This window comes from Gloeotrichia echinulata CP02 (genome assembly GCA_038087035.1).
GTDB classification, from domain to species: Bacteria; Cyanobacteriota; Cyanobacteriia; order Cyanobacteriales; family Nostocaceae; genus Gloeotrichia; species Gloeotrichia echinulata.
The window spans coordinates 1634233-1658746 of record CP051187.1 but is presented as its reverse complement, the minus strand read 5'-3'; the positions used below and the strand labels follow the sequence as shown (position 1 = coordinate 1658746).

The 24514-nt window shown below is 42.1% G+C and carries 15 protein-coding genes and 1 pseudogene; 8 read left to right on the top strand and 8 right to left on the bottom strand.

The genetic code is table 11. From position 1 onward, the window contains the following. Positions 1-388 precede the first annotated feature (388 nt). Positions 389-1723 carry a dihydroorotase gene (locus HEQ19_07295; protein ID WYL99359.1) on the bottom strand — a complete coding sequence of 445 codons (1335 nt, stop codon included), beginning with the start codon at positions 1721-1723 and terminating at the stop codon, positions 389-391. A 368-nt stretch (positions 1724-2091) separates the two neighbouring features. On the opposite strand from HEQ19_07295, the gene lepB reads away from it, so the two are divergent. From lepB to HEQ19_07255, 8 genes are all read left to right on the top strand, one after another. After that, positions 2092-2733: a signal peptidase I gene (gene lepB, locus HEQ19_07290; protein WYL99358.1), complete on the top strand. Its 642-nt coding sequence runs from the start codon at positions 2092-2094 to the stop codon at positions 2731-2733. Between the two features lie 206 nt (positions 2734-2939). Next, a complete protein-coding gene (locus tag HEQ19_07285) occupies positions 2940-3725 on the top strand; it encodes an MOSC N-terminal beta barrel domain-containing protein (protein ID WYL99357.1) in 786 nt (261 codons plus the stop codon). Positions 3726-4140: 415 nt separating this feature from the next. After that, positions 4141-7605, top strand: a complete 3465-nt coding sequence (locus tag HEQ19_07280) for an ATP-binding protein (protein ID WYL99356.1) — start codon at positions 4141-4143, stop codon at positions 7603-7605. Continuing rightward, complete coding sequence (locus HEQ19_07275; GenBank protein ID WYL99355.1) at positions 7602-9437, top strand: EAL domain-containing protein; 1836 nt, start codon at positions 7602-7604, stop codon at positions 9435-9437. The genes HEQ19_07280 and HEQ19_07275 overlap by 4 nt, the downstream gene beginning before the upstream one ends. A 509-nt stretch (positions 9438-9946) precedes the next feature. Then, entirely contained in the window at positions 9947-11284 is a 1338-nt protein-coding gene (locus HEQ19_07270) for a response regulator (GenBank protein WYL99354.1), read from the top strand. A 224-nt stretch (positions 11285-11508) separates the two neighbouring features. Then, positions 11509-12624 (top strand): LdpA C-terminal domain-containing domain, encoded by a 1116-nt coding sequence (locus HEQ19_07265; protein WYL99353.1) that lies wholly within the window; start codon positions 11509-11511, stop codon positions 12622-12624. 40 nt (positions 12625-12664) lie between these two features. Next, positions 12665-14401 carry a R3H domain-containing nucleic acid-binding protein gene (locus tag HEQ19_07260; protein WYL99352.1) on the top strand — a complete coding sequence of 579 codons (1737 nt, stop codon included), beginning with the start codon at positions 12665-12667 and terminating at the stop codon, positions 14399-14401. Between the two features lie 207 nt (positions 14402-14608). Then, complete coding sequence (locus tag HEQ19_07255) at positions 14609-14956, top strand: Dethiobiotin synthetase (GenBank protein WYL99351.1); 348 nt, start codon at positions 14609-14611, stop codon at positions 14954-14956. Positions 14957-15009: 53 nt separating this feature from the next. Here the strand turns inward: HEQ19_07255 and HEQ19_07250 are convergent, their stop codons facing one another. From HEQ19_07250 to HEQ19_07220, 7 genes and pseudogenes are all read right to left on the bottom strand, one after another. After that, positions 15010-16116, bottom strand: a complete 1107-nt coding sequence (locus HEQ19_07250; GenBank protein ID WYM03294.2) for an RNA-guided endonuclease TnpB family protein — start codon at positions 16114-16116, stop codon at positions 15010-15012. A 278-nt stretch (positions 16117-16394) separates the two neighbouring features. Continuing rightward, positions 16395-17006, bottom strand: a complete 612-nt coding sequence (locus tag HEQ19_07245; GenBank protein ID WYL99350.1) for a hypothetical protein — start codon at positions 17004-17006, stop codon at positions 16395-16397. Positions 17007-17358: 352 nt separating this feature from the next. Continuing rightward, positions 17359-18102, bottom strand: coding sequence for a peptidylprolyl isomerase (locus HEQ19_07240; protein WYL99349.1), 744 nt, complete (start codon positions 18100-18102; stop codon positions 17359-17361). Between the two features lie 909 nt (positions 18103-19011). Next, positions 19012-19479: a HetP family heterocyst commitment protein gene (locus HEQ19_07235; GenBank protein WYL99348.1), complete on the bottom strand. Its 468-nt coding sequence runs from the start codon at positions 19477-19479 to the stop codon at positions 19012-19014. Between the two features lie 107 nt (positions 19480-19586). Continuing rightward, complete coding sequence (locus HEQ19_07230) at positions 19587-20000, bottom strand: hypothetical protein (protein ID WYL99347.1); 414 nt, start codon at positions 19998-20000, stop codon at positions 19587-19589. 1137 nt (positions 20001-21137) lie between these two features. Beyond that, positions 21138-23018 (bottom strand): annotated as a pseudogene (locus tag HEQ19_07225) (peptidase domain-containing ABC transporter). Between the two features lie 61 nt (positions 23019-23079). Continuing rightward, complete coding sequence (locus tag HEQ19_07220; GenBank protein ID WYL99345.1) at positions 23080-24450, bottom strand: cysteine peptidase family C39 domain-containing protein; 1371 nt, start codon at positions 24448-24450, stop codon at positions 23080-23082. Positions 24451-24514 lie beyond the last annotated feature (64 nt).

The following is a 24514-nucleotide window of genomic DNA, read 5'->3' as shown; positions in this document are numbered from 1 at the left end:
GACCCCCACCTCTACAGGACTGATAACTGTTTTAGAGACTTCCAGAAATTACAGCCATTTTCAGGTAAATAGACCACGCTTTTGGGGCGCAAGGCCTTGCGCCCCTACGAAGATCTGTGGTTCAAATGAATGAAAATTGCTGTAAATTATCCACAGTAAGGTGCGTCAGTCTTGAGTTTCTCGCTGCTGACGCACCCTACGATTGTATATTTATTGGAAGTCGGCGGGAAACTCCATCCCCTTGTGGGTGGAGAGGGACAGCCGCCCGCCGACTTTGGGCATTGGGCATAGGGCATTGGGAATCTTTACCATGCCCCATGCCCTATGCCCCATGCCCGATCTCCACGAATAGCCTAGTGCGTAAGTCCTGTATTTATTTGTCAGTCCCTTACTTGGAACTCCCTGACAAGAAAGTTAGCGCCTGACCACGCACTGAGGTATTTAATATCCCCTTGTCATAAACAATTTCACCACCAACAATAGTGGTTACAGCCCATCCGGTAAGGTTCCAGCCTTCAAAAGGACTCCAGCGAGACTTGGTTAACAATTCTTCACGGCGGACCTGGCGATAAGTGTTTAAATCTACAAGCACTAAATCGGCATCATAACCAGGTGCGATCGCTCCCTTATTGGGAATACCATAAGCAATAGCCACAGCCTTTGACATCCAGTTAGCAACTTGAGCAACGGTACACTTACCTGCCATAGCGGCAGTTAACATCACAGCCAAGGAAGTTTCTACCCCAGGCATACCTGAAGGACTTTTGGGGTAAGCTTGGGCTTTTTCTTCTAAGGTGTGTGGTGCATGATCTGTGGCAATAAAATCAATCACACCATCGCGCAAAGCTTGCCACAGGACTTCATTATCATGGGGCGATCGCAATGGTGGATTCATTTGTGCCAAGGTGCCAATTTTTTCATAAGCACTGGTATTCAACATTAAATGCTGTGGTGTCACTTCAGCCGTTACCCAACTTGGTTTATCCTGACGTAGCAAGTCGGCTTCTTCGGCTGTTGACATATGCAGAATATGTAGCCGACGTTGGTATTTTCGCGAAAGTTTTAAGGCTAGCTGAGTAGCCAACAGTGCGGCTTGATTATCTTGAATCTGGGAGTGAACAGCGGGATCGTGAATATCAGCAAATTCTTGTCTTCGTTGGTTAATTCTGGCTTGGTCTTCCGCATGAACGGCAATTAACCGGTCTCCTTGAGAAAATATACTCTCCAGCGCTGCTTCCTGGTCAACCAGCAACTGACCATGCATCGACCCCATGAAAATTTTAATTCCTGGTGTCGGCTGGACTGCCAACAAATCTGACAGATTCTCTGCTGTTGCGCCAATAAAAAAGCCATAATTAACTAGGCACTTGGTCGAGGCTCGGTGTAGCTTATCGTCTAAAGCTTCCTGAGTCGTCGTTAAAGGGCGCGTATTCGGCATTTCTAGAAAGGAGGTGACTCCGCCTTTGGCACAGGCACAACTGGCAGTAAATAAATCTTCCTTGTGTTCTAGTCCTGGTTCTCGGAAATGCACCTGCGGATCAATCACTCCTGGCAACAAAGTTAACCCTTCAGCGTCAATTGCTGTGGTAACTGTTGTGGTGGAGATTTCTGGTGCAACTTCGACTATTTGGCGATCGCGCATCAGCACATCCCCAACCATTAATTCTCCATTAGGTAAAATTATGCGAGCGCCGCGAATCAATAAACTTTTTGCAGATGACATGGGGTTAACAGTGTGAAAACACCAGAGCTAGACATAACCGATAACTATCCTTTTAGGATAAACTTGGTTGCACTCTTGGTAGTCAATTTCTGCTACAGGTTAAAAAAAGTTTATTTTTTAGGACTTATGCATGAGCAACGAAACATCAAGGGTTTGGGTTGGGCATGGGGCATGGGTCATAGGGACCCTATGCCCTATACCCTATGCCCGATATCCACGAATAGCCTCGCCGCGTAAGTCCTGTTTTTATTGATAACCCTGTCAAGATGCCAATATAACCAGGAAATCTAAGTTCTCCCGTTAAGATAAAAAAACAGTCTCCTTGGGCGAGTTAATTACCTGATTATTTTCTTTACTTCCGTAATTTCATGCAAAATCAAGTGTCTGATAACAATTCTAGTCAACAACCTGATAATTCCTGGATTGCAGAGCTAGGTAGAACCGTTGTCTTAAGTATCGTTCTAGCCTTGGGAATTCGTACCTTTGTGGCGGAAGCTCGCTGGATTCCTTCCGGCTCAATGGAACCCACTCTGCACGGTACCCCAAATCAGTGGGAGGCAGACAAGATCATTGTTGATAAATTAAAGTATAAATTTTCTCAACCGGAGCGGGGAGATATTGTAGTTTTTTCCCCCACGGCTGAACTACAAAAAGAACAATACCACGATGCTTTTATTAAACGGGTCATTGGCTTACCTGGAGACAAAGTAGAACTGAGGGAAGGAAAAGTTTACATTAACAGCAAACCTCTCCAAGAAGAAAAGTATCTTGGCTCAAAGCAGCGCACAGTAATTGATGTTTGCACTTCTGGACAACAACCGCCATTTTTGGCTAAACCCCAGACTATACCTACCAACTCATACTTAGTGCTAGGTGATAACCGTAATAGTAGCTATGACAGCCGCTGCTGGGGTGTTGTACCCAAGCAAAATATCATCGGTCGTGCCGTAGTTCGTTTTTGGCCGCTCAATAACATTGGCGGAATCGATAAATCACCACTATATCCATAGTTAATTTTTATTTGAAAAAGTGGTCTCTCCCTGAGTGCTGAGTAATGAGTAAAAAAATAGGACTAAAGCTGCGTGTCATATTTTTTTTTCGTAGAGGTTGTCTAGAGTCAAAAGTCAAGAGTCGAAAAAACCCGGACTTTTGAGTCTAGACACTTGATACTTGACTCGCATAATAGAAGATATATGTGCCAGTTGCGTAAGTTGTCATGCCGTACCTAGCCAAAATTTTACTCTACCCGATTAAGTCCCTCGATGGTGTGGAAGTTGAGAGCGTCAAAGTTCTCGCCAGTGGCGCACTAGACTATGACCGTGGGTTTGCAATTGTTGACGAACAAGGTAAGTTTGTCAATGGTAAACGCCATGCCAAAATTCATTTACTACGGGCACAATTTTCCATCTTAAATAGAACGCTGTCCCTACAAGTTCCCAACACAGACTCACCACAAGTTTTTCATCTAGATGAGAAACCTGTAGCGCTAGAAGCAACTTTGAGTGATTTTTTTGGCTTTGCTGTCAGATTAGTGCAAAATTCTCTGACGGGCTTTCCCGATGATACAAAATCACCCGGTCCGACTGTGATTAGTACAGCAACTTTGACAGAAGTGGCTTCCTGGTTCCCTGGTATGAGTGTTGTTGAAATGCGCCGTCGGATACGTGCCAATCTTGAGATTGACGGTGTACCACCATTTTGGGAAGATAGGTTATTTAGTAGCGAAAGTGATGGTACAATTTTATTCCGAGTAGGAGATGTGGACTTTTTTGGCATTAATCCCTGTCAGCGTTGTGTAGTCCCCACACGCGATCCTGACTCAGGTGCAGCTTACCCAAACTTTCAAAAAATATTTGTACAACAGCGGGAAGCTAACTTACCAGATTGGGTAGCTTTATCCCGTTTTCATCATTTTTACAGATTGAGTGTGAATACACGATTACCCGCATCGGTAGCGGGGAAAATTTTACAAATCGGCAACAAAATCGAAATATTTACCTGATTAGCCGAACTTATCTTAAAATCAAAAATGAAAGTCAATAAACAATAGGGAAAAGCAGGGCACCCACAAAGGGGAGCCATTGCTTCTGGGTGGCTTAGTTTTAAGAGTTCCCTGTTCCCTGTTCCCTGTTACGTGTTCCTTGTGTCCTGTTCCCTGTTCCTTGTTCCTTGTGTTCTGTTCCCTGTTCCGTTTCATTCTGAGCAAATAAAGGTGTTATAACCAAGCTTGAAGATTAAGTGGGGGAGGAACTCAATCAAGCAAGTAGAAGCACCAAAGCATGGCTGGCTTTTTATGCAAAAAAAGTGATGCATATCTTTGGGCTTTTTCAAAAAGGTAGTAGTAACTTTTATAAAATGTGTAGCTTATTATCTGGACAGAATCCCTTGTTTAGAACTGGGGAGGACATCAAAAAACAATGTTATCCAAACCTCAACCAGTCAAATATCTCAACAGCTTAGTTGAGAAAGTTTATGCCAAGATAGCCCTAAAAAATGTTTTAATTGTGCCCTTTGTCTTACAAATTTGTGGATCAATAGGGCTTGTGGGCTATCTTTCGTTTCAAAATGCACAGAAAGCGGTACAAGAGCTTGTAACTCAGTTAGAGAATGAAATCTGCAATCACATCGAGCAACACCTTGATGACTATTTAACAACTCCTAAACAAATTAATCAAATTAATATAGATGCAATTAATTTAGGTTTGTTAAACCTTTCTGATTTGGAAACGACAGGGCATTACTTCTGGAAACAAATGCAGGTTTTTAATATTGGTTACATTAACTTTGCCAATACCCAAGGGGAATTTATAGGCGTAGAACGTTTGGATAATGGTAATCTGGTCATCCAAGAAACTTCCAAAAAAACTGGTCTAGGAAAACTATTGACCTATAGTACGGATAGCCAGGGAAATCGTAGCAAGTTACTGGCAGTAAAAGGTGGCTTCCCACTGTTACAACAAGAGGCTTGGTATGTAGATGCAACCAAAGCAGGTAAACCCGTGTGGAGTCAAATTTACCAATGGGAGGATCAACCAGTTTTATCAATTTCCAGTAGCTATCCGGTGTACGACGCTGAAAAAAATCTTCGAGGAGTTATAGGTATAGATTTAATTTTATCACATATTGGTCATTTTTTGAGACAATTAAAAGTTGGTGAGTCGGGAAAAACCTTTATTTTAGAACGCTCTGGACTAATAGTGGCTGCTTCAACTAATCAGCCTGCTTACAATGTCATTCGAGGTCAGGTAAAACGTGTATTGGCTTCAGAAAGTCAAGATGTTGTAATCCGACAAACAACCCAATATTTACTCAAGCATTTTGGTAGTCTTGGGTTCATTGTTGGTAGGCAAAATCTCAGTTTTACCACCACAGAAGGGCGTTATTTTGTACAGGTTAATAATTGGAGAGATGACCGTGGTCTGGATTGGCTGATCGTTGTGGTGATTTCTGAAGGCGACTTTATGAAACAAATTAACGCCAACAACAACACAACGATTATGCTGTGTATAGTTGCCTTTTTAGTAGCTACAGAATTAGGAATTTTAACTGCTCGCTGGGTGATCAAGCCAATTCTGCAATTAAACGCATCAGCCAAAAAAATTACTGTGGGTAAATGGGACCAGATAGTAGAGATTAAGCGTTGCGATGAACTGGGGGAATTAGCTAAGTCATTTAATAGTATGGCAACGCAACTACAAGAATATTTTTCGGCTTTAGAAGCACAGCATACTGAAATGAAAACTTTGAATGAGGCGCTATTTGAAAGTCAGAATCGGCTGAATCAATTTTTAGAAGCTATACCAGTGGGTGTATTTATTACCAATGCAACCGGTAATCCTTATTATCTTAATCACGTTGCCAAGCAGATTCTTGGTCAAGGGGTAGTAGCTGAGGCTACCGCTGAAGAATTGGCAGAAATTTATCAAATTTATCTAGCTGGAACCGAGGAACTCTATCGCAGCGATCGCTTGCCAATATTCAGAGCATTGCAAGGAGAAAACATTAGGGTTGATGATTTGGAAATTCGTCGTTTAGATAAGATTATTCCCCTGGAAATTTTCGCAATGCCAATTTATGATGACTTGGGTAATATTGCCTTTGCTATCGCTACTTTTTCTGACATCACCCAACGCAAACAAGCAGAAAAGTTATTAGCAGAATACAATCGAGTATTAGAATCGCAAGTCAAAAAACGTACTCATGATCTTCTCAAGGTTATTCACAAATTTCAAAGCACTCAACAAGAACTGATTGAATCCCAAGCAATTGCAGCTAGGGGAAAAAAAGTTGCCGAGCGGGCTAATCGAGCTAAAAGCGAATTTCTGGCTAATATGAGTCATGAATTGCGTACTCCACTCAACGCCATTCTTGGTTTCACCCAAGTTATGAGCCATGACAATACTTTATCTTCTGAACATCAAGAAAATTTGGCAATCATCAATCGTGCTGGTGAGCATTTGCTTTCTTTAATCAATGACATTCTCGAAATGTCTAAAATAGAAGCTGGTAAAACCACGTTGCATATGAACAGCTTTGACTTAATTCATCTGTTGAAAAACCTGGAGGAAATGTTACAATTTCGTGCTGTTTCCAAGAATTTACAACTGGTATTTGAATATGCTCCTGGTCTTCCCCAATATGTACAAACAGATGAGAATAAGCTGCGTCAAGTCTTACTCAATTTATTAGGAAATGCCATTAAATTTACTCAGGCTGGTAGTGTTATTCTCAAAGTGGGAATGGGGACACTTCGGCAAGCTCAGTGCATCGCTGGGGACACTTCGGCAAGCTCAGTGCATCGCTGGGGACACTTCGGCAAGCTCAGTGCATCGCTGGAGACTGGGGGAGATGAGTTTGTACTGAAACATTCAACATCCTCCTCATCTCCTCCTCACTCCTCCTCCCCCCATCTCTTGTTCGAGGTAATTGACACAGGCCCTGGGATTGCTCCCGAGGAAATTAACTTACTATTTGAAGCCTTTGCACAAACTGAAACTGGCAGAAAATCCCAACAGGGCACAGGACTGGGTTTAGCTATTAGCCGTAAATATGTACAACTGATGGGCGGAAATATTACCGTTTCCAGTACCCAAGGCGTAGGAAGTAGATTTGCCTTTGATATTCAAATCCAAGAAGCCTCATGGAGCGAAATTCAGAATACCCAGAATCAATCTCAAGTGATTGGTTTAGCACCAGATCAAGGAGAATACCGTGTGTTGGTGGTTGACGACGCTAGAGATAGTCGCTTACTGCTGGTTAAACTACTAACATCTATTGGCTTTATCGTGCGAGAAGCTACTAATGGTCAAGAAGCGATCGCTCAATGGATGGAATGGGAACCACATCTGATTTTTATGGATATGCGGATGCCTGTGATGAATGGCTACCAAGCTATCAGAGTGATTAAAGCTAGAGAAGTAGCTCAACCAAATAATGCCGAATGCCCAAATCAGCATCATCACACCATCATTATTGCCCTAACTGCCAGCGCTTTTGAGGAAGAACGGCAGAAAATTTTGTCCACCGGTTGCGATGATTTTATTCGCAAGCCATTCACGGAGGAGGTATTACTGGAAAAAGTCAGGGAACATCTCGGTGTAAAATATATCAGCGAAGTCAAAATGGCAAATACGCTAACTGTTTGTCAAGAAACACAGACATTGCCTAGCCAAGCTGACCTCCTGCGGTATTTATCGCAGATGCCGTCTGAATGGCTACAACATATACGTCATGCCGCAGCGAGCTGTAGCGATGACATGATTTTAGATCTGTTGCAGCAAATTCCACCAGATAAAGCTCAACTTTTTGGAGTTTTGAGAGATTTAGCAAATAACTATCAGTTTGAGAAAATTATGGAATTGACTAGTACAAATGCAGAATGAATTACGACCGATTAAACCCTAATAAAAAAGATATTTTGATCATTGATGATATGGCAGATAACCTGCGGGTTTTATCCTCGCTGTTGACAAAAGAAGGATTTAATGTTCGCAAAGCTTTAAACTGGCAGATGGCTTTGACTGCTTGTGAAACAATACTACCTGATCTGATTTTGCTTGACATTATGATGCCAGAGGTCGATGGCTATGAAGTGTGCCAGCGCTTTAAGGCTTGGAAGCTAACTGCGGATATTCCTGTGATTTTTATTAGCGCATTAAATGATGTTTTTGACAAGGTGAAAGCCTTTAGAGTAGGGGGGGTGGATTATATCACCAAACCTTTTGATTTAGCAGAAGTGTTAGTACGCATCCAAAATCAACTAGCATTGAGGGGGGCACAATTAGAAATCATCAAGCTAAACGTCGAACTCGAACAAAGGGTAAAACGACGGACTGAGGAGCTAGAAAAGACTCTCAAAAAACTACAGCGGGAAGTTAGATCTCGCGAACAATTACAGGGTCAACTGCTGGAAATAGCTTTACATGATTCCCTGACTGGATTACCAAACCGAGTTTTGTTTATCCAGCGACTAGCAAAAGCTCTCAACAATGCTCACCAACGATCAAATTATCAGTTTGCATTACTTTATTTGGACTGTGATCGGTTCAAAGTTGTCAATGATTCTCTTGGTCATCTGGTTGGAGATGAATTGCTAATAGCTATCGCCCGCCGCCTCGAAGCCTCTCTAACGCCAGTTGATACTTTAGCTCGATTGGGTGGTGACGAGTTTGGAATTCTTCTAGAAAATCTGCCAGATATTAGTGCAGTTATTGAAGTAGCAGAGCGCATTTTACAACAGTTATCACTCGCTTTTAAATTATCAAGATACGATGTATTTATGAATGCCAGTATTGGTATTGTTTGGGGTAATCGAGATTATGATCGTCCAGAGTATTTACTGCGGGATGCTGACACGGCTATGTATCGTGCTAAAGCCCAAGGGAAAGCCAGCTATCACGTTTTTGTTCCCGCCATGTATCAGGAAGCTATTCAGCTTTTGGAGCTAGAAAACGACCTGCGACGGGCGATTACACGGCAAGAATTCCTCGTTTATTATCAGCCAATGGTTTCTCTGACCACAGGCAGAATTGCTGGATTTGAAGCGCTGGTACGTTGGCAACATCCGAGTCGTGGTCTCATTTATCCTGTGGATTTTATTCCTGTGGCAGAAGAAACAGGTTTGATTCATGCCATCAACTCTTGGGTATTGCACTCAGCTTGCAAACAACTACGTCTGTGGCAACATGATCCAGCAATACCAGAAACCCTAACAATCAGCGTTAATTTGAGTGCTAGATTATTTTATCAGCCTAACTTAATAGCAATAATTGACCATATTATTGAGGAAACTCAAATAAATCCAGCCAACTTAGAACTGGAAATTACAGAAAGTGTCATTATGGAAAATAGCCATGTAATCAAAACAATTATTAAGCAATTACAACAACGAAACATTAAGTTAATTATGGATGACTTTGGCACAGGTTATTCTTCTTTAAGTTACCTGCATAGCTTTCCTCTAAATGCACTCAAAATTGATAAATCTTTCGTCCACCGGATGCAGGAAAACCAAAATCATATGGGATTAGTACCAGCAATTATTAGCATTGCTAACTCAATGGGAATGCGAGTAATCGCTGAAGGCGTCGAAACGAAAGAACAGTTAGACCAACTGAGAAGTTTAAACTGTGATTTCGCTCAAGGACATCTGTTTGCTAAAGCCTTGGAACCACAATTGGCTCTGAACTTACTGACTATAGATTCTCACTGGTAGTGTTAAATTTAATTAAGTGACAATAAAGTAAGTATCATCCATGTTACTTCCGCATGGGAATAAGTAAGTCGGTGAGAATAAATAAATGTAAATCAGGCTGAAACCTTTACCAATGTCTTATGACAAATGTCAAATGACCTAACGGGAAAGCCAGTCGCTGATTGGGGAAACCACGCCACTTGCTTCACCAATGAATACCAAGTAAAGTGGCTCCCCAAGACCGCACTGGCTCACAAATGACAGACCTCTATAGTACGCTCTATTTGCGCCGACCTGGCTTGACAATAGGGACTAGGGTCTGGGGACTAGTCCAAGAAAAATTCATGTTTGGTTGTGGAATTTTCCCATGATTGACTGACTTGAAAAATTGCTGAATGTGAAAGCACAAGTTATGAGTAAAAACTCCCCAGTCCCTTTATGCTCCGTTATTGGTGTACGCAGTTGATGATGACTACTTGTAACAAATATTTTTATTCATTGGAAATTATTTATCTCTTGGGGTAAACATAATGTCTTTTACTAAAACTAATCCTTGTAAAGGAAATATCCTGGTGGTTGATGATACCCCAGATAACTTGCGCCTTTTATCGATAATGTTGACAGGACAAGGTTTTGAAGTCCGCAAGGCTTTAAACGGTAAAATGGCACTCACTGCTTGTCAAATTGTTTTGCCAGATGTGATTTTACTTGATATCAATATGCCAGGAATGGATGGTTATCAAGTTTGTCAGGAACTGAAAGCAGATGATAAAACTTGCCAAGTCCCAGTGATTTTCATTAGCGCTTTAGATGACGTTTTAGATAAAGTAAAAGCATTTGACGTTGGTGGGGCTGATTATATTACTAAACCTTTTCATGGGGCAGAAGTTGTCTTAAGAATTGAAAATCAGATTAATTTGCGTTTACTGCAAACTAAACTCCAAGAAAAAAACTTTTTATTGCAAGAGGCTTTAGATCATTTAAAAGCTGCTCAAGTCCAACAGATTCAGAATGAAAAAATGGTAGCGCTGGGACAATTGGTGGCTGGGATTGCCCATGAAGTTAATAACCCCATCAGTTTTATCTATGGCAATCTTCAATATGCTGGTGAATATATGCAAGACTTAGTAAATATGATTGAAACTTATCAACAAGAATATCCAGAACCTACTCCCAAGATTCAAAAATTAGTTCAGGATATAGACCTAAATTTTGTGATCAACGACCTGCAAAACTTGATGGGTGCTATGTTTAGAGGCGCTGATCGCATTCGAGAAATTGTGCTGGCGCTGCAAAACTTCTCTAGACATGACGAAGCTCTGATCAAGCAGGTAAATATCCATGAAGGCATAGATAGCACTTTGTTAATGTTACAGCATCGACTGAGGGAAACAAAAGATCGGTCTGCTATTATTGTCGTCAAAGAGTATGGCAATTTGCCCTTAGTTAACTGTTACGCTAGTGAACTTAACCAAGTATTTATGCATATATTAAATAATGCAATTGATGCCTTAGATCAGTCAGTGGTTAGTAGTGAATGCTCATTAGTAGAAGAACAAGGAGAAATGACTTATGACAAACTACAAATGAAACCCGCGCAAATTCACATTCGCACGGAGGTAACAAAGTCGAATATGGTGAAGATTGCGATCGCTGACAATGGCCATGGTATAGATGAATCATTGCGCTCACGTTTATTTGACCCATTTTTTACCACAAAATCTGTCGGCAAAGGTAGTGGACTCGGATTATCGATTAGCTATCAGATTGTGGTACAAAAACATCGTGGACAGATCACCTGTTCCTCATCTCCAGGACAAGGCGCAGAGTTTGTCCTTGACATTCCGATCACCCAACCTGAATACTGAGTTATCTGTATACTTATACTATTACTTCTAATGTACTTACGTGGTGTTACTGATAACATGCTATACATATACAATTCTGTGAATCGAGAATATTGTCCTTAAGGGGGTTGACAGCTACTACGCGATGTGGTTTGTGTAGCCCATCGAAACTTAAAATTAGGAAATCGGAACTTTTTATTGATCAGAGACTATTATTTTCATTCCCATAAAAGCATAATAGAAATGTGACTGAACTGTTTGCTCCTTTACAATCCCTAAAAGATGGTCACTGGTTCAAGCTCATCTGCGGAGCCAGTTTCCAGCATTTGCCTGCAGTCAGAAGTTTAACATTAGCCTACACTTTGGCAGGCGCTGACTGTATAGATCTCGCAGCTGATCCGGCGGTGATTGCAGCAGCTCAACAAGCGCTGCAAGTAGCGAAGGATCTCAGAGTAGATGCTCAAAAGCGAGGCTTTGGCTACAAAGGCAACTCACCCTTTTTAATGGTTAGCCTGAACGATGGAGAAGACCCCCATTTTCGCAAAGCAGAGTTTAATTCTACAGAGTGTCCCACAGATTGTCCTCGACCCTGTGAAAAAATTTGTCCGGCACAGGCAATTGTGTTCAACCGTATAAAAGATAACTTTTCGGGAGTAGAACCCCAAAAGTGCTATGGCTGCGGTCGTTGCACACCTGTCTGTCCTCACGATATAATTTATACAAGCTCATATATATCAACGCCGGGAGTGATCGCACCATTGGTAATCTCAACGGGAGTAGATGCGGTAGAAATTCATACCCAAGTCGGGCGTTTTGCAGAATTTCAAAGATTGTGGCAAGCAATTTCACCGTGGGCAGATCAACTAAAGGTATTAGCCATCAGCTGTCCTGATGGCGAAGGCTTAATTGATTACCTTCAGGCAATATATGACCTGATAGCCCCCCGTTCTATTTCCTTAATTTGGCAGACCGATGGTCGGGCGATGAGTGGTGATATCGGAGATGGCACCACAATAGCGGCGGTGAAATTAGGGCAAAAAGTTTTGACAGCAAAGTTACCGGGATATGTGCAATTAGCAGGTGGCACCAACAGTTATACCGTTGCTAAGTTAAAAGCAATGGGACTGCTTCGCTTACAAAGGGATGGGGAGAACTTCGCCCCCGCCATTTCTGGAGTCGCTTACGGTAGCTACGCCCGTGTACTGCTGTCATCAGTTCTCGAGCAGTTAGAAAATAAGGAGGTGAGTAAAACCAGTGTCAAGGCGACTGTCCGCCTCGAAGAAGAAGACGTATTACTTTGGCAGGCTGTAGAGCTTGCCCATTCTCTCGTTTCCCAGCTCAAGTCACAGCAAGAGCGCTAATCGCTCGTTCCCTATCTCTCAAACCGTCACCATAGAAAGCATGACGATTACAGAAGATCTCCAAAAGTTGTTAGATATTTTGCCCCAAGACCTGCAACAAGTACTAGAGAATCATCCCAAACGAGATAGTTTAGTAGAAGTGGTCTTGGATCTGGGTCGTCGCCCAGAAGCTCGGTTTCCTAATCAAGCTGAGTATCTGAGCGAAACACCCGTTACTCAAGAACAGATCGACGATTGTATTCAGCGAGTCGGAACCTTTGGCGGAGATAATCGCGCAGGAATTGAGCAAACTTTGCACCGCATCAGCGCCATCCGCAACCGTACCGGTAAAATTATTGGCTTGACCTGTCGCGTCGGTCGGGCAATATTTGGGACAATTGGCATGATTCGCGATTTGGTAGAAACTGGTAAATCGATTCTCATGCTAGGGCGTCCAGGCGTGGGCAAAACTACCGCCTTACGGGAAATTGCCCGTGTTTTGGCGGATGAGCTTCATAAGCGAGTGGTGATTATCGACACCTCCAATGAAATCGCTGGAGATGGTGATGTTGCCCACCCCGCCATTGGTCGCGCTAGGCGGATGCAAGTAGCTCATCCGGATCAGCAGCATCAGGTAATGATTGAGGCAGTGGAAAACCACATGCCAGAAGTCATCGTCATTGATGAAATTGGCACAGAACTGGAAGCCTTGGCTGCTCGTACCATTGCCGAAAGAGGCGTGCAATTGGTAGGGACAGCCCACGGGAACCAGATCGAAAACCTGATTAAAAACCCTACCCTAGCTGATTTAATTGGTGGTATCCAAGCTGTGACACTGGGAGACGACGAAGCCAGACGGCGGGGTAGTCAAAAGACCGTTTTGGAACGTAAAGCCCCTCCGACATTTGAGATTGCTGTGGAAATGTTAGAACGGCAGCGCTGGGTAGTACATGAAAGCGTTGCCGATACAGTAGATAACCTTTTGAGAGGGCGTCAGGCTAGCCCACAAACGCGGACAGTCGATGATCAGGGCAAAGTCGCGATCGCCCGTCAGTTAGCTGTGGTTAATGGTCGCGGTGGATACCAAGCTGATACGGAGGAATCTTTCCCCCCAGCCAGACAGTCAAACGGCTGGCGCTCATCTGGACAAATGGTGGCTTTACCTCCATTACCTGTAGAGCGGGAACGGGTGACTGGACGCAGCGAATTTGACCGCTTGCTAGATGAGTCCTTCAATTACTCCGAAAGCATTGATTTTGGTGCCACCAGACAGGCGGGGCCAAATGGCGAAGATTTGCCGCTGCACGTTTATCCCTATGGCGTCAGCCGCCATCAACTAGAACAGGTAATTAACGTGCTAACTTTGCCTGTGGTATTGACAAAAGACATCGATAGTGCTGATGCAATTTTAGCACTGCGATCGCACGTCAAAAACCACGCCAAATTACGGCAAATGGCTAAAGCCCGTCATGTACCCATCCACATGATTAAATCCAGCACCATACCGCAAATTACCCGTGGCTTGCGGCGATTGCTGAATATGGATGATCCAGAAGCAAACGATGACCGAGAACTGGAACTACTGTTACACGCCGGTAGCGATGACGAAATGGACGCCCTGGAGGAAGCCAGACTTGCTGTTGAGCAAATTGTCATTCCTAAAGGACAGCCCGTAGAGTTATTACCCCGTTCACCCCAAGTCCGCAAAATGCAACATGAGTTGGTAGAACACTATCGCCTCAAGTCCCACAGCTTTGGGGAAGAACCAAATCGCCGCTTAAGGATTTATCCGGCGTAACTTTACCATTTAGGGACTTCCAATTAAAAAAAATATCCCTTCGACGGGGCGCAAGGCCTTGGGGGCGCAAGGCCTTGCGCCCCTACAAATGTAAAAATTGGGATAATTTATTTTTTGGAAGTCCCTGAGAGAATGTTTGGCAGGTCTTAAACTATACTAGAAACCTTACTATTCCTGCGGTGTCAGCATCTACGGTAAGCTGAATAAATGAACTACGAAACAGCTCGCAAAATTCTTATCGACCAGACAGCAACAACTGAGGAAAAGCCCGACGCCCTTTTAATGCGTATGAAACAGGGAAAAGCGCCGGTACCCGGTCAGATCACCTCGATTTTGTTAGCTTTAAAAGTCGTGTTTGAAGCCCTCAAAGAAGCCCCCACTCTAGACCGAGAACTGGCTTTTGCCTTGTATCAGTTAAGCATTAAGGCGCAACAGCTATTTGCTGTAGGGCGCAAGGCGGGGATTGATTGGCCGCCACTACTGAAGGAAGATTTGCTACGAATTTCCTTAGCATGTGAAAGTATCTTTGCTGGTAAATGGCAAACTGCTACATAAAATCTGGACAAATCCAGACATTACTTGACGTTTCAACGGGAGCATGGTAGCGGCTATCCCTTAACGTCCAGACACGGTTGAGCCAACCGTGCATATTTTTCGAGATTTTTAGATGCATTTAAATCTCGGTCTTCAGTATGCTGACATTTTTTACACTCATAAACCCGCTCTGATAGACTAATTTCTTGAATTTCTCCACAATTTGCACAAGTTTTACTAGATGGGTAAAATCTATCCACAAATACGACAGTTCCACCGTATCTAATTACTTTATATTCTACTTGTCTGCGGAATTCATAAAAATTGGCATCGCTGACAGCACCGGCTAATTTATGATTTTTCAACATCCCCGAAGTATTCAAATCCTCCAAAGCAACAACTGCGTGGTTTTTGCAGATAAATGTAGTTGCTTTATGAGTCGCATCTTTCCGTATATTAGTAATACGTCGATGCAGTTTAGATATTCTCAATTTTTGTTTTTCATAACGATTACTCCCCTTTATTTTCCTTGTAAGTTGACGTTGTAATCTTGTTAACTTCCTCCTGGCACTTTTTAAAGCTTTCGGATTAACAAAAATTACTCCTGTTGATAAGGTAGCTAAAGTTTTTATCCCTAAATCAACCCCGACATAATCATGTTCTTTTTTAGTAGTTTCTTGTTCTATTTCATAAGAACAAGAAATGTACCAATCTCCCGCAGATTGAGATATAGTAAACTTTGTGGTTGTGGTATGAGGTAAAGATTCATAAGTTGCAACCCAGCCAATGGTGGGTAATTTAATGCGTTTACCACTGATATTTATTGGTTTACCACCCGCATTAATTGTAAAACTCTCATTTCTGCCTTTTCTTTTAAACTTGGGATATTCTGCACGTTTATCAAAGAAGTTCTTAAAAGCTTTCCCTAAATTATCAAAAGCAAATTCCGTGATTTTTTGACAAATACCTGGTTCTTTAATCCAAGTCAAAACTGGCTTGACTTGATTATTAAAGAACTTTTTCAAAATCAAGTGATTGGGTTGATATCCAGATTGATACAATGCTTGCCATGTGGCGAGTCCCCAATTGTATGTAAATCGCGATATGCCGGCATGTTTTGACATCAGAATTTTCTGGTCGGCAGTCAATTTTAACTTGGTAATGATTGCAGTCAGTAACACAAATTTACTTGTAAGGCAAGCTTTTCAAATCATCACATAAATAGTATAGGTGGGTCTAGAAGGTTTATGTAAATTTTCTGGAAATATGTGGCGACAGAAGCCCCCAGAGCGCGTAGGGTCTGCACCATACGCGCTCAAGGTTTTTGGTGCGGTTTGTAAATAAATGTCCGTGGAAGTCCAGCAAATTCTTAACTAGGAGATTACTCCTCCTTCTGGGGCGTTTGGGGGGCTGTAATCAAAGATCAAATCTCCAACTTTCCAGCCTTTATCGTTGATTTTTAACGATTTTGCAGTTCTGCTTCCAAATTGTCTAAGTCCGTTTTGAGTAAAACCGTCATTTGACCAATAAAAGCTTTACCTGTGTTGGGTTGGGCAATTTCGATCCAGTAAGCATAGCGATCGCCTACACGTAATTCTCCCCGCAAAGCTTCCCTAATGGGAGTTTTGGCAAACCGCGCCGAGTTAATAGCACCCTCGCTAGGATACTTATACACCACCCCAGCGCGATTAAAATCTTGATAGATATCAAACCCATAAATCACCCGCAAGGATTCTTGAAGGCGCTCAAAAGTCATGCCGTTAATAGCATCATACATCGCAATGCGCTCACTCCGAATCCGGCTACGGTCTTTGATAAATAATACCTTACCCGGAGGAAATACAGATGCTTGAAAACTGAATCGCTGGGCTGCTGTATCACTCTTTTGGATAAATAATCGCTCCGAACTTTTGGGGCGTAGTGTGGGATGTGCTTTCATCCACGTATCTACTTCTTCTGTTCTTTGTCCTGGTAAAGCATTGGCTTGAGAATTAAAAAACATTCCCAGCCATAGCCAGGGTACTAGAGAAAAAGGCAGAATTAATAAAGTAAACAGAGAGCTTCTTAACATTTTTTATTCATCACTTACTCGCGATTCCCCCATTGAATGTTAAGTATTTCCACTTAAAAAATGTAAAATGTTTGTATTAGCGCTTTAGCGCCTTCATTAGATGCACGGTAGCAGTAAGATATTCTGCTTCTGGGAAAAATTTTATATTTTCTCGAAAACCATGAAAGCATTTTATCTTAAATTAAGTAGACTTACGTAACAATCGGGGTATATATTCTTAGTATTCCCATTTTGTTTCCAGAATTAGCACCCTCATCAATAAATTTATAGCGAAATTACAAAAAATGAATATTTAAGCGCATATCTAGAAGCGAAGGATCTGGCTCCAGGTTACACAATGTTTTGTTACTCCCTAACTGCGTAATGTTGAATGCAACATAAAGTCTAGTTCGGTAGATAGCCAATTTTTAAACATATTATTAATAATTTCTTGATACCTTTGCGGCGTTAATACAGCAGGGTGAAACTCTTCTACTAAAAAAAGGTGATAACCTTGCTCAGTTTTCAGTGGACCGATCAACTGCTGGGGTTGGGTACTAAATACAACAGCAGCTACATTTGGCTGGAGAGCAAAACGATAAATTTTTCCCTCATAACCGCACTTTTTTTGGCGGTTAAGGTCTATATCATACAAGTGAGCCGCGTCATAAAAACTAATTTCCCCTTCCTCTATTTGATAGTAAAGTTCTTGCGCCAGTTTTTGTGAATTAACCAGAATTTGATAGAGGCTAACTTCCTCAAACTCCAGGCGATTTTGAATAAAAAAGTTTTTTACTTCTTGAGAGAACAGTTCCTCAGCTAACTTTTGTGCCAGCAAACTATCGCGGATTCCTACTTCCCAATCTTGGGGAGAAACCAATTGATCTGCTAACCATGCTAGTGTGTCTGTAGCTTTTTCTAGTTTCTGTTCCCGACGTTGGCGATTCGCCTCAGCCTCAATTTCTGCTGTAGTGACAGTTATCCCTCTTTCCTCTGCTGCGTCACGAATTACCCTTTTAAACAAAATATTTTGGTATATTTCCTTGAAATTCATTTTGCTTTTGAGGAAATTGACAATTTCCTCCGGTTCAATCACTATTTTTTTTAGGTCATTCATTGGTCGTATTATATAGCGTTTGGTAGCGGCACTGCAATGCCCCTACCAAACGCTATATGTATCAAAATTTTGGTGAAAGTGTATAAGGTATTGAACAAAGATCATCCTATTTGGGAGGACAGGACTAGGATGATCTTTGCTCATAGAAGCGTAAGAACTATCAGTTCTACCAGCCATAATCACGACTTAACCGTCACTTTTTCAATTTCCGCACAAAGTTAGAATTGCAGGGCCGCCGCTCCCACTTTTCTATAATTAGACTTCCTGGGAAAAAGAACCACCAATAATAACGGTTAAATCGTCCTCCATAAAGTAGTAGCTATCTACTCCATGAAATATTGATTTGAACCTAGAGGATGAAATTGGCTCGTCAAACAATTTGGGATTTGGGATTTTAGATTTGAGATTGACCCCATACCATTGATACATGAGCTTGAAGCCCGGAACTTTGGATTTACGATAGGGTTCGCGTAGCGTCTCCTAGAGGGCATCTTTTGGATTTTTCTATATTAGGGACATAAGTACTTTCGCCCCTAATAGTTGCTAGGCACACTCTGAGATTTTGGATTTTTAATTAGTCAATTACATTATCCTAAATCTAAATGTCGGTCAATCACCTCTGTTGTTTGATTAGCTATATATAATTTATAAAATTTTATCATGGAATATTTGCCATTTTGGCAGATTTATCAATAAATATTCAAATTAACGTTAGAAAACAAACTCATAGATATGGTGATCAATGCCTGTTTTTTTCTGAAAAAAATCAAAAATATAGACTACAGGCACAAAGACTAAAATGTATGGTGCGTCAGTCAGATAAACCCTTTGAATTACAAGCAATTATTTGTACTCACGCACCATATTAACTAATTCGTAATTCGTAATTACGAATTGTTAATATATTTTTTAGCTTTGACAAAGTTTCAAGGATGAATCTGGAGGGTTTTCTGGTTTTAATTCCGATTTTATTGATTGATATTCGTCAACTTGCTGGTTCAGCCACTGGTCCATACTACCACCACGGACTTCTACTTTTTGCTTTTTAACTACCTCAAGATAAGCTAAATCTTTGATTTTGCTTAAACAGCTTGGCGAAACATTAGTATCAGGACTTTTATCACCAGATGACTTGACAAGTTTCAAATTGGGATTTTGCTGTTGATTAGAGCTACTAACAGGGGAGTTTTCTTTGAGTAATCGGTTGTAAGTGCGATAGGGAATGTAATGTAACGGATTGTACCCAGAGAACCGTAACATTAAAACACATGCCCAGGAATACTTACCCGAAAGAATCGCCTCAACTACTTGGTCAAACTGTTCTGGATGAATTGAGTTATTGAATTTGCTACTAATGCCAGAAATATCTTGATTCATAGTGTTAGTTGTTTTGCTTGAAGTCAACCAATCTAGTTTCTTTGGTTGTTGATGTTTCAATTGAAAATGATGTGGTAGTGCCGGATATTGAGGGAGGACACAATCTATCAACAGCGGTAGACACAGAACTCTAAATTTATCAACAGCTTTTGCAGTTCCTTAAGGAAGCAGCCAACTTTCACCAGCTGTTGTCGGGCGGCTTGTGCTTCTAGGACTGCGATCGCTGAACGAGAATTCACTGTGACAATCATCCGAGCCATCAAAGTTTTGATATTGTTTCTTTGGGCATGGGCGACTTCTTCAATCTTTCCTATCCATGCCCAAATTACAATCTTCGCCAACAAACCTCCCCTCTCTAATTCCACTAGATGGGGTTGCTGCGTAATAGCTACCTTGGCAGTTCTAGCTATGGCGGTATCGCTATTCTTGGCTATTTCTAGTGCAGTCGCCGTTGCTGAGGCGACTACACTGCCGTAAATTGATGTTTTACCAGGAGCTGGATCGTAGTTGAAAGGCCTCATCCTAGAACTGCTCCCTTGGCTTGAGGTTGTGACTGCATTTGGCCTGATGATGTTTTCCATGAGCTTACCTGTGATCGGAAACTGAACTTTTTTGAATCAACTCTGTTAGCTGCTTTGCCCTAACTCTTCGCATTCACTCACTCCCCAGTTTTGACTGGGTGGGAGTTAGTGCGACTGGAGAAAGCTGCCGTTTATCGGCTTTGGCTTTTGCTTGGCAGTGAACGAAAGGTAAATTTTTACCTTTTGTTATCTGAGATGACTGGCAGAAAAAAGTCTCCGTGTGGCTCTTGGTAGATGCAGTTTTGTCCTCTTTAAATTTCCCGACTCCTCAGAAAATTACTATCCCCTGTGAAGGATTTAGTATCTTGTTTTACACTTTTTCTTGGGAGTCATTTAGTATTATTACATACTTTTTAGGCTACAAGAGAAAATTTATTCATCCTTGATGATCAAGAACTACATTTGTATTTATACTATTTTTTTCCGCTAATGTCATCTGCCAGATTGGCAGCTTTATAAATTAAATTTACTTAATTTGTGTCCACATTTACTGGTGTATTGTGCAACTTTGCAATTTGTCCTATATCAACTAATCGATGAGGGGTTTTACCCCTCCGTAAATGTGTAGATTAGATTTTTATCCTTCTGGGCTTACTAGGAAACTTTGCTATTAACTCTTTGTTAAACAGACGATTACCAGAGCAATATAAAGACGATTCAAAAAATCCTATTATCGATAATAATTACAAATCATTTTGATGGTTTCCACCTCCTGCTGGATGAGGCATATCCTCTACAACTATTGCCATGCAAGCATTATAGCGATTTCCTGGCTACAGAATCCACACAAAAATTGTTCTGAGTTTTACATGGCAACCAGCAAATAATCGCCAAGAGCAAGTTGTGAGAATCACTAGATTATGGTATGATACATAAACCTGAAAATTACCAAAAAAATAACTCTAGCATAATATCCGTAAGGAAGTATTTTGTCTTCAAAAGATGTAGCAGCTTTAAGTTCCACATCGTGATAAAATTCAGATATTTAGAAAAATTCATCGTCCAAAAAATGTTACTTATTTGACAGAATAAAGATTCACTTATATTCTGAGCCATAACTAATCTATATAAGTGAAACTACAGTGATGATTGCAGTTGGGCTAAGTGGTAATAAAGACCGCCAATTGCTATTAGTTCGTCATGAGTGCCTTGTTCGACAAGGATACCTCTGTCGAGGACGAGAATAGAATCGGCATGGCGAACGGTCCACAGACGGTGAGAGATGATCAAGGTGGTACGCTCCTGACTAATCCGAGTTAAGTTTTGTGGAAATTGGGATTCAGACTCAGCATCTAGAGCGCTTGTAGCTTCATCCAAAATCAAAATGTGGGGGTTTCTGATCAATGCGCGGGCGATCGCAATCTTTTGGCGCTGTCCAAGGGAAAGCAGGGAACCTCCCACCTGGGTGTTGTAGCCCAAAGGTAACTGCTGAATAAAATTGTGTGCTTCTGCCAGCTTGGCAACTGACTCCACTTCCTCTTGAGTAAACTGAGAACTATACAGGGTAATGTTTTCTAAAATGGTTCCCGCAAACAGGAAACTGTCTTGGGGCACCAAACCCAGCTGAGGACGCAACGACTGGGCACAAACATAAGCAATATCATGCCCATCAATTACAATCCGTCCTCCGTTGGGCTGATATAAACCAGCTAATAAGTTCACTAAAGTACTTTTACCAGACCCACTTTGACCAACAATGCCAATAGTCTGCTTGGGTTTTATCTGAAAAGATATATTTTGCAAGGTGTTGCGGTCTTCATCGGCATTGTAACGAAAGCTCACATTCTCAAAGTACACTTCACCACGAATTGGGGGAATTACCACTAGTGGTTTTTGAGGATTTTCTTCTGGTTGGGAGGTAAAAACATCATTGAGTCGTTCTAGAGAAATCAGTGCTTCTGGGAATTCATCCGACAACTTCACCAAGGCCAAAACTGGGTTAGCAACATTACCAATCAGCATATTAAAAGCCACAAACTGACCAAGGGACATCTCCTCACCCATCACCAGAGTCGCCCCAGACCACAACACCATTGTGGTGCCAAGGTGATTAATCAAACCACTAATTAGTTGCAACTTATTGGCTAACTTCTGCCCCCGAAATCGCGCCTTTACCATACTGATAAAGCGTTCCTGCCAATGGCGTTGCACCAAGCGTTCCGCTGCTGCGGTTTTCACAGCAGCAATACCAGTAATTATTTGTACAACCAAGCTATGTTGTACCGCTGATGCGTGCAAGATTTCCCGCGTGGCTTGTTTCAGTGACTGACTAGCCCCCAGAGTCAAAATAACGATGGGTAGAATCCAACCCAGCACCAACAGAGTAAGTTGCAAGTTGTAATGAGCCATCAGCCCCAGGTAAATCAGCACCATCACAGCGTCTAAGGTGACACTGAGAGCTTGACGGCTGAGAAACACTTGGATTTTGCGGTTTTCCTGAACACGGCTAATAATATCTTCTGCTTGACGCGCTGCAAAAAACTGCAAAGGTAACTTTAATGTGTAGCTAATAAAACCACTGATCAAAGAAAGGTCGATACGGTTAGCAAAATAGTCCAGTAGGAATTGGCGCTGTGCAGTTAAAACAAGACGCCAAAGGCCTAAAATCAGGAAACCCACGGCAAACACATTCAAACTCAGGAAGTTAGGAACAAGCATTACTTGGTCGAGAATCACCTGAGTACATAGGGGAGTCACCAGCCCAAAAACTTGTACCAACACCGAAATGAGAATAATTTTGCCTAGTAATTGGCGATGATGTTTAAATAACTGCCAATAGCGCTCTAAAGAAACTTGTTCGCTCTTGTAGGAATGCAAGCGATCGCTTGGGTCTAACAGCAAAGCATATCCAGTCCAGCCAGCTTCAAACTCCGAACGCGATAGCCAACGCTTACCTATGGCTGGATCACAAATCAAAATGCGATCGCCTTTGACCAAAAAAATGGGATTCAAGCCCCGTCCTTCTAGGACGGCTTTATGATAAAATTCAGGTATAGTCGCCATAGGGCATTGGGAGACTTTAAACGGACATGGAGGGATGGTAAGACCACTTGTGGCGCAACGAGCGCGAAGTGTCAAGGAATCCTCGCTCCTTTAGGACGAGGAGGTATGTCAATCGCCAGACAACTATATAATGAATACCTTGCCAATGAGCAATCCAGGGGTTATCATATGAGTCCAGCTTGCTCAAGCTCGCCCGGACTGTTAGGACATCATATCCCAAGGTTTCGGCTGCGGCGGCTAAACTATGCACAGAAGCACCCCTACGGTCTACCCGTGCTAAATTACGCAGAGTGTTCATACTCAAGCGTTTACCCCAATATTGGCTAATCATCGCCAAACAGGCCGCACCACAATCGGATAAGCTTTGCTGTGCAATAAAAGGATAGGGACGCCAGAACCTAGGCCTGAATCCGCCTTGGTTTCTCTGTTGGGGAAAGTCAATGTCATCCTCAGCTATGACTGTAGCGGAGATCTCAGGCTCTGGGTGAGGAATTGGTAGCTCAATGACCTGGGGAACAGGCTGAGGTTTTGGGGCTATTTGCAATTTACTCTCAGATTGGCTACCGAGTTCACACCCATGAGAAAATATCTGAGGTGCGATCGCCCTTGCCGATTCCCAATGTTCCATCGACAGGTGGTAAACAAACAAATCCGTTTGAGCTATCCCAGAGAATATAGTCATCTGGGGATATCCCCAACTGGCTCCCACTACGGGCGGTATATTTACTGTTGATAAGTTCTCAATCTTCCCACTTAGTAACCAAAAGCGCCCCAACGCCTGCGGAGTTGCTTCCACCAAAGATGAACCAGCAGGGATTTTGGTTGCTACTAAGTAGGGTAACAATTGTCTTAGTCTCTGGCTACACAGAGAGCGTAACTCAGTGCAACTTTTGAAGAAAATTAGTGCTTGACGCTCAACAGCCAACTGCTGTAAATAACTTTTTAGATGCGGTAGGCGTTGGCACCACAAGCCCAGATCAGCAATGGTGATTTGAGCAACACAACCCCCACTAGCGGCGATCGCTCGATATCTCCAAGGTTCATAGCAGAATAAATCATCCGCGCCAAAGGTTTCCCCAGTCAAAAGTAACTGAGTGGAAATTTCTCGCCCCAGAGTTGCGTCCCACCCCAGCAGGCGCACTCGACCTTGACAAACTAAATAAAGAAAACTGCGATCAGCAATTTCCCCATTCGGATCATACTTGGTCAAATCATCACCTAGTTGGAACTCACGCAGATCCCAAGCTTCTGTAAAATCCGATACTAGGCTAGTATCCCCTCCCACCGATCTCCAAAATTTGAGGATAGCCTCTTTGAGAGTGGAAGACTGCTGATTACTTGTATATTCTAAATATCCCTGAACTCTTAACGACGAAGAGGGGTTCATAATTGGATTTCAAGTATTTTAGTAAAATTTTTAACTTTTTTAACTACGTTCTTTTTACGAAAAA